We start from the raw sequence: 14679 nt of genomic DNA, 5'->3' as shown, positions 1-14679 counted from the left end.
AGCATACCCAAAAATTGAAATCAGCCATGTCGTAAGATCAGGCACACCACCGAAAAGAAATGACAAAAGGAACAGAAACTCGTGTTAAGTCTGGAGCAACGACTCAGCAAAGAATTGTCTATCTCTCTCATCAGTTGGACACTTGGCACAGTCTGGCAACTAAAAAATGGAGTCAGCACAGTTTCAGTTTCAAGTGTGGCTTGCTAATTCTGCCTGCGGTCTGGATTGTAACTGCCAATGGACTTAGAGCTAAAGCCGATATCTCTACACCAAACCCGGCTGAAAATAGCAATCACCCACAGTTACAAATAGCACAGGAAACAGAACCTTCTCCGGCTACTGACTCTAATCAACCAGAACCGAACCCCCAATCACCTCCACCACAACGCATTCGGGTTCGCAAAATCCAGGTAGTAGGCAGCACAGTATTTACTGAAAATGACTTTAATCCAGTTGTCAAGCCGTTTGAAGAACGGGACTTGACTTTAGAAGAAATCAGACAAGCCGCAGATGCTGTTACCCAACTTTACCTAAATAAAGGCTATATAAATTCCAGAGCGATTCCAGACACTGAGCAAGCTAGTACCGCCGATGGTGTTGTGGTAATTCGAGTTTTTGAAGGACGTTTGACAGAGATTGAGATCGAAGGGACACGGCGATTAAACCCATCTTATATTCGGAGTCGCATCCAACTAGGTGCCGGTACCCCTCTAAATACTGGTAAGCTCGAAGATCAGCTGAAACTGTTGCGACTCGATCCCCTATTCACAAATGTGGAAGCGCGTCTGCGTCCAACGGGTAAGGTTGGTCAAAGTATTCTCATTGTCAGAGTTGAAGAGGCAAACCCTTTAACTGGTAGCTTGGGTGTAGATAATTATTCGCCTCCGAGTATTGGTGCGGAAAGGTTGGGTGTTGAATTAAGATCGCGCAATTTAACTGGGATGGGAGATGAGTTAGCAGGCTCCTATTACCACACGCTTTCTGGTGGTTCCGATGCCTTTGACTTTAGCTATCAAGTTCCCGTTAACGCCATGAACGGTAAGGTACAAATTAGAGCGGCATTTAATCGCAGCGAAATCACTGAGCCACCCTTTGATGCGTTTGGCATTCGAGCAAACCAGGATCTTTATGAAATTAATTATCGTCAACCATTAATGCGATCGCCCAGAGAAGAATTTGCCCTATCCTTAGGATTTACCTATCAAGATGGTCAAACCTTCCTCTTCGATAACCTTGCAACCCCCTTTGGCATTGGGCCTGATGCCAATGGCGTTAGCCGCACCAGTGTAATTAAATTTGGTCAAGACTATGTTAGGCGCGAACCTCAAGGAGCCTGGTTTTTGCGATCGCAATTTAATTTTGGCATTGACATATTAGATGCAACTATCAACAATGACCCCATACCCGATGGTCGCTTTTTCAGTTGGCTAGGTCAAGTCCAGCGCGTACAGCAACTCAGCAACGATCATCTGTTGCTCATCCAAGCAGACTTGCAACTAACACCAGATAGCCTTTTACCTTCTCAGCAATTTGTGATTGGCGGTGGACAGTCTGTAAGAGGATATCGCCAAAATATCCGTTCTGGAGATAATGGATTTCGTGTAGCTATAGAAGATCGGATCACAGTCCAGCGCAATGAATCTGGCTTATCCACAATTCAACTCGCGCCATTTCTGGACATGGGAGCCGTCTGGAATCAGTCTAATAATCCCAATCAGCTGCCCGATCAAACTTTTTTGGTGGGCGCAGGTTTAGGATTATTATGGAATCAGGCAATGGGAATTGATAATCTCTTTTTACGGCTCGATTATGGATTTCCATTTATCGATCTGAGCGATCGCGGTAATAACGCTCAGGATGATGGTTTTTACTTTAGCCTTCGCTATCAACCCTAGTAAAGTGGTGCGTTAGGCTATGGCTAACGGTGCGGCACAGCTAATAACCGAACCTGATATAACTCATCGAGAAGCCATAGCACAAGCTGCGATCGCGAGTTGTTAATTTAAAACCTCATTCATTTATTTCATTTATGTCTGTAATCATTGCTGGAGAACGTAGTGGGGTGGGCAAAACAACAGTTACGCTCACCCTTTTAGCATCTTTACGTCGTCGCGATCGCCTAGTGCAATCTTTCAAGGTAGGCCCAGACTACATTGATCCGATGTTTCATCAACACGTAACTGGTCGCCCTTGTCGCAATTTAGACCCCGTATTGACTTCCGAAGCCTACATTCAGCAATGTTTTGCCCGTCATAGTCAACTGAGCGAATATGCCCTAGTGGAAGGGGTAATGGGGTTATTTGACGGAATAGGGCATGGGCAAGAAAAGCAAAAATCAACTGATTTTGCGAGTACTGCACACATCGCACGGCTTTTAGATTTACCTGTGGTGTTGGTGATTGATTGTAGTCGCCTTTCTGGTTCTGTAGCTGCGATCGCTCATGGCTACCAGTCTTTTGATCCCAGAATTAAAATAGCTGGAGTAGTATTAAATCGCGTGGGGAGCGATCGCCACCTTTCTCTCCTCAAAGATTCCCTAGAACCCTTACAATTACCAATACTCGGCGTACTCCGCCGTCAAGATAACATTACAATTCCCGATCGCCATTTGGGTTTAGTACCCACAGCAGAACTTCCCGAACTCAACGCTTTAATTAATCGCCTCGCCGATTTAGGAGATACCTGCTTCGATTGGCAACATTTATTACCCCTATTAAAATCAAAACCTCTCCCTCATACCCCTTATCCCCCTCATCCCCCCTCCTCTCCAGTTAGAATTGCAGTAGCCCGCGATCGCGCTTTTAATTTCTACTACCAAGACAATCTTGATTTGCTGCAACAACTTGGTGCAGAACTGGTTTTCTGGAGTCCATTAGAAGATGCTGCAATACCAAAAGATGTGCAGGGAATGTATTTTGGCGGTGGTTTCCCAGAAGTTTTTGCCCAGCAATTAGCAGAGAATACCAGCGTTCGTGATGCAGTGAAAACAGCAATTCTTCAAGGAATGCCTGCGATCGCCGAATGCGGAGGATTGATGTATTTATGTGAGCAAATTATCGATTTTGAGGGTAAATCTTGGCCAATGGCGGGAGTTTTACCGACATCTGCTGTGATGGGTGGGCGTTTAACTTTGGGTTACCGTCGTGCATTAGCTTTGCAAGATAATCTGTTAGTCAAGGCAGGTACAACTGTTTATGGACATGAGTTTCATCGTTCTTATTTAACCTTAACTCCTACTCATCCCCTATTTGAAACTTCTCGCTATGATTGTGACGAAAATATGGGATACGAGGGATGGAGTTTACCTGCAAATGTTCATGCTTCTTATGTTCATCTGCATTGGGGAGAAAGTGGAGAAATTCCCCAGCAGTTTATTAAAGAATGTCGGAATAAACGTGAATCTAAGCAAGCCTAAAACCTAGTAGGGTGAATTAAAAACTATCAGAAAATATTTTCTTGATTATGAAAATCTAAGATTCAGAAGAAGAACATGGTAGCGGTTCCCATTCAGATGCGGTACAACATTACATCACGAGGTGTAGGGGCACGGCACTGCCGTGCCCCTACGGGTGTAACTGACGTAAATGAGAACGGCTATAGAAGGTCAAGCGGTAAATGAATTCATCTTCTCTTCTATTACTTGCGTTAAATTAATTCTCCGTTATTCAAGATTGACTTGATTATTAACTTCGCAAAGACGTGACATTCATATCATCATTCAACTTGCGAATCAGACGGGATAACTCACGAATGATATTCACCGCAATTTCGGGAGTTTCTTCGATCGCATCATATAGCTGCTCTTGCGTCAGTTCCAAAAATTCGCAAGGTTCCAAAGTCGTTGCAGTAGCGGAACGAGGTTGAGTATCAAATACTGCCATCTCACCAAAGTATTTTCCCTGTTCTACCTCTGCAAGTTGTTTATTGCCGATGTGAACTTTAACTCGACCTGACACAACAATATAGAGCGATCGCCCTTCTTCTCCCTGGCGAAAGATGGTGTAATTAGCCGGAAATGACAATTCGTTCATTACTGAAGTGAGCCGCACAATAAAATCATCCCGCAATTCCTTAAAAATCGGGACTCGCCGGACAAATAATAAACGGTCAACACTGGTTAGCATAATTACAAGTTAAACATCAAACATTACTGTATATTTTAAAACTTAAGCCAGAGCGCGATTAGTCATATTAACTGATGTTAAACGCTAGCCGCCAAGAATATCTCAAATTTTGCCGACAGAGAACCACGAGTTGCTGTAAGGTATCCATCCCACCAATTTCTATGTAATGACATTTTTCAAACCAAGTTATCATAGCTTGCGATCGCAACAATAGTAGATAAAGGCACTTCGGCAAAATACTGTCGCTGAAATTGTTCTTCTCGGACAGCAGCTAAAAATCGTTCCACGGCTGCGTCGGCCAAGTTTTCTGCACTCTCGCTTGGATACCAGGCGATTTGCAAATAACGGTCTTGTCGTTTGACTGTGAACCCTAAAGATTTTAAAGCTTTGATGCCTACAAGTAAGGTTTGGTCAGTGATGCCGATTTTCTCTAACAGTTGGACGCGGGTAACTAGTTGATTTGTGCGACTGAGATATTTGGCAATTCCGACAAGAGTCAGCCAAATTTGATTGGGTGGTTGAAGGTTGGGTTTAGACCAAGCGATCGCTAGTTGTTGCGAACTGCTTGCTGTTAGACATCGCCGCAACCACGCGCGTAAATCATCCCAGTTTGTAGGACAATCTTCGATAATCAGTTTTGAGTGTTGAGTCCTAAGTGCTGAATGTTCCTGATTTCGTAAGTCCAAGATGAGTGGTAAATTCCGAGTGTTGAGTGCTGAGTTAACACTCGGACGCACGGCAATTAATCTGATTTCATAACGTTTTTTGAAGGTGTTATAGTCTAATTCTGCTATGCAATCGCACCTTCCTATAGGCAATTCATCTTTGTAGTGCCCCCACCATATACCAGGAAAAGCACTTCTGCTGGAATCATCCCGAATGTCAAACTCGGTTTTAATGTACTGTACCTTTTTCCCTTGCCAATCCTGCTGATTGCGATGCCAAGCATTTTCAAACCAGCAATTTTGAATTAGCAATTTCGGAACAGGGTTACCCATTCCACAAGGTTCTAACAGTTTCAGTTCTAAAAATAACTCTTTCCCCAAGTCTGCTACTGTTACCGTCAAGTCTGCTTGCACGGTTGGCGTTAGGGTTGTACTACCTAAAGATTGCCGCAACTGCTGATTAATTGCTGCTGTAAATAAAGGAATATTCTCCACTAACAAACTCAAACCCGCTGCAAAGGGATGTCCCCCAAAGCGATGTAACAGATGTGCTTGGTCTTTCACCAGTTGGTACAAATCGACAGAATTCACCGAACGGGCGGAACCACGGGCGAGGGGAGGAGGAGAAGATGCGGGGATATATTCATTCTCCACATCTGCGGAAATAGCGCTTTCCGTACTCAACAAAATCGTTGGGCGACCTGTTTCTTGTGCTACTTGTCCAGCAACTAAGCCCAAGACACCCGCAGGCCATTGGGCATCTTCTAGGACGATGACGCTGGTGGTTGATAAGTCTAATTGAGTAAGTTTTTGTGCTACTTGCGCTTGCACATCTTTTTGCAAAGATTTGCGGCGGGTGTTTGCGAGTTCTGTAACTTCGGCTAGTTCGTTGCAACGTTTGGTATTCCGACTAGTTAATAATTCAACGCAAAAACTGGCATCACCTTGAATGCGGCTGACGGCGTTAATTCTTGGCCCCAAACCAAAGGAAATATCTGTGGGGCGATCGCCATTTTTCTGACACAATTCTAATAATCGCCCCACCCCCGGACGGCGACGCACTGCTGCTGGCTGTTGAAAATCTGCTTGCAGTCGTTGAATTCCCATCTGTGCTAAATAGCGACAATCTCCACTTAACTGCACTAAGTCGGCAATTAATCCTACTGCTACTAAATCTAATAAATCCTCTAACGGATGTTTGGCAACATTAGGCAGGGTTTGATACAGTGCTTCCACCAACTTATAAGCTACCGCTACCCCAGAAAGATTGAACAGCTGATGTTCTCTAGACAAATAACGAGGATTAATAATTGCTGCGACGGGTGGGCGTTCAGTGGGTAAGGTGTGATGGTCTGTAACTATTACATCTATGCCTAGTTGTTTGGCATAGATAATTTCCTCAAGGTTTGTGCTGCCAGTATCGCAAGTAACAATTAATTTGCAACCTTGTTTTGCTAAGTTATCAATCCCTTGATTATTGAGTCCGTGAGATTCTTTCAGGCGATTGGGAATATAGTAAATTAACTGAGTCTTTTGTGTAAAGAATTGCCCTAATCCGTCCCAAAGTACAGATGTGGCGGTAATACCATCAGCATCAAAGTCTCCCCAAATAGCAATTTTTTCTTTGATGTTATACGCTTGTTGCAATCGTGCGATCGCTAAGTGCATTTCTTGCCCAAACTCAAACGGACTCGCTGGTTGATAAGCTTTGTAATTGATAAAAGCTGCTAATTGTTGATGATCTTTAATTCCCCGTTGCCACAACAATTGCGCTGCATATATTCCACTTGATGCAGGTGTATGCTGTTTCACCGCTTGGATGAACCACTCCGGGGGTTGTTCGGTTGCTGCTATAGTCCACTGCTGTTGTTCTGGCATTGTTAAATAATTCGTAATTCGTAATTAAGTTTTGCAACAGGGAATTAGACTTCACCACAAAACTTGCTGCTTGATAAGCTAATCGTCATTTAAATTGCATCATTTTCATGGTAATAAAAGCTGCAAACCCTCTCCCTTGCTCCCTGCCCCCTGCCCCCCTGCGATCTCAATGTGCAAATTAAATGCTTAACAGCTTAGAAGGGGGGGACATAAACTCACGGAACTAGTTAAATCGGAGATTGATCTTCGGTTGTTTGAGATTCACTCACTAGGGGATTGAGGATTACTTCATTAGCGGCGCTATCGGGTTTCCGGGCGCGAATTGCTGGACGCGATCGCTTGTAACCGGCTCTTTCAGCTTTTTGGTGTTCGTAATCAATCAATCTGCCATAATATTCATGCTTGCTTAAATTCATCGACAAGAAAATATGCTGGCGGATATTACCAAAACCTTTGCGGTTAAAAAACTTTAATGCTGAAGTATTGGTAGGATCAGTGTCTACCAGCATAAACCGCGCCCCATCTTCAATCATGCGGGCGACGACTTTATCAACTAACTTGTCTGCTACTCCCCGACGCTGAAACTTCGGACTAACTCCTAGCCATAGAATATATCCATAAGTCCAGGATGCTTTGGTGATGATGGTTCCCAAAATGAATCCTGCTAATTCTCCGTCTGTTTCAGCCACAAGACAGTATTCTGGATCGGTGTTGTAAAGTCCAATCACCTCCCATTCGTCCCAGGTACGGTATAAATAAGGATATAAATCGCTGGTAAATAACCCTTCTCCCAAGTGATAAATAGGAGCAATGTCATCAATTCCTAATTCGCGGACATAAATGGCTTCGGTTTCGTCAAAGCTTGACATAAATTTAGAAGTTGTAATTTCTTTATATCCCTACTGGACTTGACAAATATTCTCTAATGTATAGGGTTGAATGAGACTTCTTGAATGCTGTCAAAATTGGGCAATGAGTCTTTCACTGCTTCTTCAGTAACTTGTGTGCGATCGCACCGTTTGGCAAACTGACAATAATCACAGATTTTACTACCCTCCACAACTTGGGGAAACTGCTGGTTATTTTGGTAATATTCCAGCCAATTAGTTAACTGGTTTAATAGTTGATTAAGTTTCTTTGCTATTTGTGTATGTTGAGCAGTATTGTAATTAAATTTAATGTTCTGCGGTTTACCCTCAGATTGGACAAACCAGTAAGTCATGGAAATATTTTCTGGTAAATAGTCGCTAGTTTCTGCCAATACATATAGATAAAGCCGTGTTTGCCAGTTGGATTCTAACTTGCGTTTATTGGGTGGTTTAGGATAAGTTTTCCAGTCGAGAATTTGCGCTTGTTGGTTATCTGCAATCAATAAATCATAGACAACCGTCAGCAAATAGTCCTGAACTTGCAGTGTGCGGTAGTGTTCACTCTCACGGAAAGTTTGATTATCAGATGCGGCCGTTAAAATTTCTGGGGCTGCATCGGCAAAAGCTAGCATCCAGCTTTGGAGTTTAGCATCTGCTTGCAGAAAACTATCAATTGGCAAACCCATTTCTCGCTGCTGCATTAGCAGGTGGAAACGACTACCCAAAGTTTGCCGTTCTTCCTGTTCTGGATTTGAGGGCGAATTGAGTTGTTCTAGGTAGGTATGTTGGAATTTACGCGGACAAGCTTCTAGTAAGTTGAGTTGTCCTTGAGACAGTCGCCGTAGTTGATTGGGAGTTGACAGCATTCTTCTATTTTAGAAGCAAATTCTAATCTGCAACTCACCTTTGGCGGTGGGAAGCCCACTTCCTCAAGGGGTGTTTTGACTGCGCTCAACACAAGTGTCCGGGATAGCCGCCCCGCCGCCGTTAACTGTTGACTGATGACGGTTAACAGTCATCAGTCATCAATCTTTCGTGTTATCCTATCCCCTTTTAGGAGTGAAATGAGCTTAATTTTGGCAGGCTATCTGTAAAAAATACTTGTTTTTTACTATCTTCACGCCTGCTATTTCAACTCATCCTTATCTACCTCATCCTGGTTATTAGAATGTTTAGTTTTTCCTTGGGACTTGATTGAGCCAAAGCTGTAGGCCATAGCTATTTTAACGATGTCAAAATATGCTGGGTGATTAGCTTTGTTAACGATCGCCAAAGAGATAGACCCCGCCACTAAGATGACTAATATTGGCGAAAGTGTTTCTCCCCCAGAGCCGTTGCTGTTATTTGGCATGATATAATCTCCTAGTGGTAAGCCTTGGGCTAAACTTGCATTTAACCCAAGAGAGTTGATTAAGCTTCACTACGAACCTAAAATTGCAATCTTGTTGCTGATGATTGGATGAAAAATCAACTCCAAGACTCAACAATCATGGCGATCGCAAATAGACAAAACAGAGATACTGCTATCCTCACAAAGCATATCCATAGGCTTGTGGATAAAAGCATCCCAGCTATTGAGGCAGCGCCAAAAACATGAGACAATACAAGAGCGATCGCTAAACCAAGCAGAGTCAGCAGAAAATACTTGAGTCCCTGAGAAAACCACTTGAATAGTAGATTCTCATCATCTTTGAGATTGATTTTCATAGTTTTTGTCCTGTTTTGAGAGTTGAATCTAAGCAGCAACTAGAGCTACCTCGACTGTCCTAAAAAAGGAGCCAATACTTGCGTTGCTTTTAGCTAGTCAAGGCACGCAATAGTCCTACCAAACCTGAACCATTTGTAAATACCATTACAAATGGTGGAAGTAAACTTTTAAATGAATTGCAAAGATAATTTTGAAATTGAAGTTAGGTGCTTCATGCTCGTGATCATGCAGAACGCAGACTACGCGCATCAACCCCTAAAATGCAATTCATACAGACAACAGACTGTGAATCCTTGTATTTTTCAAAATCGATTAACGGTTCCAGCTTTTGCCTTTACCTCTTACTCACTAAGTTTGGGTAATTCAACCGCAAACTTACTAAGTTATTTAAATCGATTGTGTTAAACTCACTATAAAGTAACTAAGTTACCTAGTCAAGTAAAACTGAGAAAATTATTTCAAGATACTGACTCAACAACGCATTGTCATCACTAGACAATAGTTTAAGCGTCAATCTGGGTAGATTCATTTCTCACCTAGTGAGCTAAGATTGGAGTGTAGTTTGTCTTAGTGTGAGTATGAGTGAGATTCCCGAAGAATTTCTTTTGGCTTTAGCCCAAGAACGGAGTCTGTCTAGCAGTGAGCTAGAGGTGTTGTTGTATGCTGTTCAAGACAAATCGCCAAATGCGATCGCCAAAGAATTGGGTATTAGCGCTGAGGCAGTACGCAAAAGATTAAGTGAGGTTTATAAAAAATTTCATGTCAGTGGGGCTGGTCCAGGAAAGCTCACCAAGTTACAGCAAGTGATTGAAAGTGAGTATCGTGCATCTTCAGTTACTGTTAAACCCATTGCCAACAATTACCAAAATTGGGGACAAGCACCTAGTATTCGTGGTGTCTTCTATGGAAGGGAAGCAGAACTGTCTAAGCTGAAGGAGTGGATTGTCAAGGATAACTGTCGCTTAATAGCATTATTAGGCATGGGAGGAATTGGTAAAACAGCTTTGTCTGTGAAACTGGCAGACGAGGTGCAAAATAATTGTGAGCGCCTGATTTGGCGAACTCTCCGCAATGCTCCACCTATCGAAGAAATGTTGGCGATCCTGATCCGATTTTTATCTGATGAGCAAGAAAGTGATTTGCCAAAAACAGTAGATGAGCGAATAACGCTGCTAATTCATTATTTCCGAAAGCGTCGTTGTCTTGTGGTGTTGGATAATGTAGAGACGATTTTACAAGGAGGCGAACGCGCCGGACATTATAGAGAAGGATATGAAGGTTATGGTCAGCTACTCAAACGGGTAGGAGAAGAATTTCATCAAAGTTGTTTAGTGCTAACTTCTCGGGAAAAACCCAAAGAATTTGCACCTTTAGAGGGAAAAGCATCACCAGTCAGAACATTATCACTAGCCGGATTAGGAGAAACAGAAGGGCAAGAAATTCTTAAAGATAAAGGCTTGTTTGGTTCACACACCAACTGGGCAAAACTGGTTGAGAATTATTCAGGTAATCCCTTGGCATTAAAACTAGTCTCTGAGACAATCCGGGAATTATTTGGTGGTGATATCGCTGCCTTTTTAGATGAAGGAGAGATAATTTTTGGTGACACCCGTAATTTATTAGATCAGCAGTTTGAGCGTACATCTGATCTAGAAAAAGAAATCATTTACTGGTTAGCAATTAAGCGTGAAGCAGTTTCACTAGAAGATTTGCTAGACGATATTGTGCGTCCCTTGGTAAAAAGGGAATTACTAGAGGCAGTGGAATCCCTACGCAGGCGATCGCTAATTGAGAAAAGTGCTGCACTGTTCACGCTCCAACCTGTGGTGATGGAGTACATCACCGAGATGTTAGTTGAAAAAGTTGCTCAACAGATTAGCACAGGTGAAATGACTCTATTCATGAGTCATCCACTGAGTGAGGCTACAGCCAAAGATTATATTAGGAACGCTCAAATTAACCTCATACTTATACCAGTGCTTAAGAGGTTAATCACGATTTTCCGATTGACCAAAACTATTGAAGACAAACTGACTAAAATTTTATCGAAACTGCAAGAAAAATCTCCTCCACAACCAGGATATGCGGTCGGAAATATTCTCAATTTGTTGTGTCAAATGCAGACAGATTTAACTGGCTACAACTTTTCCAATCTGACCGTTTGGCAAGCCTACTTACAAGGTGTAAATTTGCATAATGTCAATTTTGCCAATGCCGATTTAGCTAAGTCTGCCTTTTCTGGAACCTTAGGTAGTATTACTTCGGTAGCATTTAGTTCAGATGGAAAACTATTAGCAGCAGGCGATGCTGATGCGAAAACCCATTTATGGCAAGTTGCTGATACTAGAGAAATTTTCGCCTTATCGGGACATAAAAGCCGTATATGGTCAGTTGCCTTCAGTCCAGATAGTAGAATTTTGGCCAGTGCTAGTGAAGACCAAACAGTGAAGTTGTGGGATGTTCGTGAAGGTAAGTGCCTGAGAACTTTGCAAGGGCATAGCCATCGAGTATGGTCAGCCACTTTCAGTCCAGATGCGAAGATTCTGGCTAGTGGCAGTGACGATCGCACCGTTAAGTTATGGGATGTCCACACAGGACAATGCCTCAAAACTTTGCAAGGGCATACCAGTTGGGTATGGCCAGTTAGTTTTAATCCTGATGCGAAGATATTAGCTAGTGGCAGTGAAGACCAGACTATTAAGCTATGGGATGTTAGTGAAGGTAAGTGCCTCAGAACTCTGCAAGGACATACCGGATGGATAAGGTCAGTTGCCTTTAGTCCTAATGGTCGATTTCTGGTAAGTTGCAGTGATGACCAGACTATAAAGCTATGGGATGTTCATGAAGGTAATTGCCTTAAAACTCTGCAAGGGCATACCAATTGGATCAGGTCAGTTGCCTTTAGTCCCGATGGTCAAATCATCGCCAGTTGTAGTGACGACCAGACGGTGAAATTGTGGGATGGCTACACGGGTCAATACATTAAAACATTAACTGGGCATACTAGTTGGGTCTGGTCAGTCGCCTTCAGTCCAGATGGGCAAACTCTGGCAAGTGGTAGTGAAGACCAAACTGTGAAGTTATGGGATATCCGTGAGGGAAAATGTGTCAAAACTTTACAAGGGTATACCCATCGAGTACGGGCTACTGCTTTTAATCCAGATGGTCGCATCTTGGCAAGTGGTACTGACGATAAAACAATTAAATTATGGGATATTCATGAGGGAAAATGTTTCAAAGTCTTGCACGGGCATACCAGTTGGATCTGGTCAGTTGCTTTCAGCCCAGACGGTCATATTCTAGCCAGTGGTGGTGACGACCAAACAGTGAAATTATGGGATATTCATGAGGGAAAATGCCTCATAACGTTGCAAGGGCATACTAGTTGGGTAAGGTCGGTTGCCTTTAGTTGCGATGGTAAGACTCTGGCTAGTAGCGGCGACGACCAAACAATAAAGTTATGGGATGTCCACACAGGACAATGCCTGAGAACTTTGCAAGGGCATACCAGTTGGGTATGGTCAGTCACCTTCAGTCCAGATAATCAAACTCTGGCGAGTGGTAGTGAAGACCAGACCGTGAAGTTATGGGATTTTCGTGAAGGTAAGTGCCTGAGAACTTTGCAAGGGCATACCAGTTGGGTATGGCCAGTTGCCTTCAGTCCAGATGGACAAATTCTGGCTAGTAGCGGTGATGACCAAATTGTCAAGTTATGGGATGTCCACACAGGACAATGCCTGAAAACTTTACAGGGGCATAAGAGTCGTGTATGGTCAGTCGCCTTCAGCCCTGATGGACACATTTTGGCTAGTAGTGGTGATGACCAAACAGTAAAGTTATGGGATATCCATACAGCACAATGTCTTAAAACTTTGCAAGGGCATACCAGTTGGGTGCGATCGGTCAGTTTCAGCCCAGATAATTGTATCCTAGCGAGTGGCAGCGAAGACGAAACAATCAAGCTTTGGGATATTAAAATCGGTGAGTGCCTAAAAACTCTTAGAATTCAGAGACTCTACGAAGGGATGAATATCACCGGGGTAACAGGGTTAACCACAGCGCAGTTGTTGACGCTAAAAGCTTTAGGGGCAGTGGAAGATACAGAGCAAAAATAAAAGGTAAAAGAATGAATTTTGCCTTTTCCTTCATCCTTTTACCTTTTTTATGTACCTGATGCTTATTTCATGTTAGCCCTTGCGTCCTTCACTGCGGCAAAGAAAAATAATCCTGTGAGTGGAATGCTCAATGCCAGGATAATTGCCGTAGCTGTGAAACCAAAATCTGGTCGTCCGTAACTGAGTTCAAAAATCGAACCGACAGCCGCGATCGCACTCACACAAGAACCACCCAGAAATAAACCGCTTTTTGGAGTTAAATACACTACTAGCCCCCTATACTATTGGTTTCACCGCTTGATACGAGAAGCCATTCTTAGATAGCTCCTGGGCTAAAGTCAAGGAGTTTTCTACACGGTCTACAAATACCACGCCGTTAAGGTGATCCATCTCGTGTTGAATACAGCGTCCTAGGAGGTCATTAGCCTTTAATGTCCGGGGACGACCATACTCGTCTTTATAGGCTATTTCTACGACTTCGGGGCGCTTTACGTCTAAGTATACGTTGGGAATGCTCAAGCATCCTTCTTGGGCAACGGAGATATCGCGGCTGACTTGTTTAATGGTGGGGTTAATCAACACCAAGGGCTGATTAGCTGCATTCTCTGGTTCTAGGTCGATGACAATTAGTTGTTTGTGAATTCCCACTTGGGGCGCAGCCAAACCAATGCCATCTTTGCTATACATAGTTTGCAACATTTCGCGCACCACTTGGCGAAGCTCGTCATCAACTTTAGAAATCCGCTTTGCAGCTTGACGCAGCACGCGATCGCCTAAATAATGAAGTTCCAAAGGTGGATTTTTTAACTTTTTTTTCTCTACAGCAATTTCAGAGGGCATGAGTCTTGATGGCTAGATGGTGAAAATTCCTACTACTTTAATTCTACCAATCTCAGCTAGACCCCAGCTGTAATGCAAAAATTTACCTAATGGAATTTTCTGGTTTGCTTCCGTGTATACAAAAACTTAAGTAGTCTAGACAAGCAACAGCCTATTACTTACTTTTTGTAACACAGCACTTGAAATCCCAGGTTTCGATGAAAGCCCAATTGGCTTGTCGTTGACGTTGTGCATTCCCCGTTGTCATAAGAAGATGTTTGAAAAGTCCTCTTGTCGGCATCAAAAATTCTAGATCCCCCTAAATCCCCCTTTTTAAGGGGGACTTTGATTCCGGTTCCCCCCTTTTTAAGGTACTACGGTGTACACACAAGTAGACCTAGAGCGAGTTTCCAGCCAAGAAAGGTGGATTCAAACTGATAAAGTCCACGAACTAAAGTAATAATTCCCGCAGGTTTTTGAGACCTATAACCAGACCAGCCA

12 protein-coding genes are annotated in these 14679 nt (G+C 43.1%); 4 read left to right on the top strand and 8 right to left on the bottom strand.

The genetic code is table 11. The features are described 5' to 3' along the window. Positions 1 to 59 precede the first annotated feature (59 nt). From H6G92_RS17550 to H6G92_RS40360, 3 genes are all read left to right on the top strand, one after another. Complete coding sequence (locus H6G92_RS17550; RefSeq protein WP_190894926.1) at positions 60 to 1895, top strand: ShlB/FhaC/HecB family hemolysin secretion/activation protein; 1836 nt, start codon at positions 60 to 62, stop codon at positions 1893 to 1895. A gap of 134 nt (positions 1896 to 2029) precedes the next feature. Then, the gene (locus H6G92_RS17545; protein ID WP_190894925.1) at positions 2030 to 3415 is read left to right on the top strand and encodes a cobyrinate a,c-diamide synthase; all 1386 of its coding nucleotides are present in this window, start codon (positions 2030 to 2032) and stop codon (positions 3413 to 3415) included. Between the two features lie 75 nt (positions 3416 to 3490). Next, positions 3491 to 3619 (top strand): hypothetical protein, encoded by a 129-nt coding sequence (locus H6G92_RS40360; protein WP_277926756.1) that lies wholly within the window; start codon positions 3491 to 3493, stop codon positions 3617 to 3619. Between the two features lie 64 nt (positions 3620 to 3683). Here the strand turns inward: H6G92_RS40360 and H6G92_RS17540 are convergent, their stop codons facing one another. From H6G92_RS17540 to H6G92_RS17515, 6 genes are all read right to left on the bottom strand, one after another. After that, a complete protein-coding gene (locus H6G92_RS17540) occupies positions 3684 to 4124 on the bottom strand; it encodes a Crp/Fnr family transcriptional regulator (protein ID WP_190894924.1) in 441 nt (146 codons plus the stop codon). A 176-nt stretch (positions 4125 to 4300) separates the two neighbouring features. Continuing rightward, a complete protein-coding gene (gene recJ, locus H6G92_RS17535; RefSeq protein WP_190894923.1) occupies positions 4301 to 6667 on the bottom strand; it encodes a single-stranded-DNA-specific exonuclease RecJ in 2367 nt (788 codons plus the stop codon). 227 nt (positions 6668 to 6894) lie between these two features. Continuing rightward, entirely contained in the window at positions 6895 to 7536 is a 642-nt protein-coding gene (locus tag H6G92_RS17530) for a GNAT family N-acetyltransferase (RefSeq protein WP_190894922.1), read from the bottom strand. A gap of 53 nt (positions 7537 to 7589) precedes the next feature. Beyond that, the gene (locus H6G92_RS17525) at positions 7590 to 8402 is read right to left on the bottom strand and encodes a PD-(D/E)XK nuclease family protein (protein ID WP_190894921.1); all 813 of its coding nucleotides are present in this window, start codon (positions 8400 to 8402) and stop codon (positions 7590 to 7592) included. Between the two features lie 260 nt (positions 8403 to 8662). After that, the gene (locus tag H6G92_RS17520) at positions 8663 to 8887 is read right to left on the bottom strand and encodes a hypothetical protein (RefSeq protein WP_190894920.1); all 225 of its coding nucleotides are present in this window, start codon (positions 8885 to 8887) and stop codon (positions 8663 to 8665) included. Between the two features lie 116 nt (positions 8888 to 9003). Beyond that, positions 9004 to 9243 (bottom strand): hypothetical protein, encoded by a 240-nt coding sequence (locus H6G92_RS17515; protein WP_190894919.1) that lies wholly within the window; start codon positions 9241 to 9243, stop codon positions 9004 to 9006. 579 nt (positions 9244 to 9822) lie between these two features. Here H6G92_RS17515 and H6G92_RS17510 point away from each other — a divergent pair. Then, positions 9823 to 13359, top strand: a complete 3537-nt coding sequence (locus H6G92_RS17510; protein ID WP_190894918.1) for a WD40 domain-containing protein — start codon at positions 9823 to 9825, stop codon at positions 13357 to 13359. Between the two features lie 62 nt (positions 13360 to 13421). On the opposite strand, the gene H6G92_RS17505 is transcribed toward H6G92_RS17510, so the two are convergent. Further along, on the bottom strand, positions 13422 to 13625 hold the full coding sequence (locus H6G92_RS17505) for a hypothetical protein (protein WP_109011114.1): 204 nt from the start codon (positions 13623 to 13625) through the stop codon (positions 13422 to 13424). Between the two features lie 10 nt (positions 13626 to 13635). After that, on the bottom strand, positions 13636 to 14199 hold the full coding sequence (gene def / locus H6G92_RS17500; protein ID WP_190894917.1) for a peptide deformylase: 564 nt from the start codon (positions 14197 to 14199) through the stop codon (positions 13636 to 13638). Between the last annotated feature and the right edge of the window lie 480 nt (positions 14200 to 14679).

It is taken from the genome of Nostoc foliaceum FACHB-393, assembly GCF_014698505.1.
GTDB classification, from domain to species: domain Bacteria; phylum Cyanobacteriota; class Cyanobacteriia; order Cyanobacteriales; family Nostocaceae; genus Nostoc; species Nostoc foliaceum_A.
The sequence above is the reverse complement of the archived record's forward strand: the minus strand, read 5'-3'. Positions and strand labels throughout refer to the sequence as shown.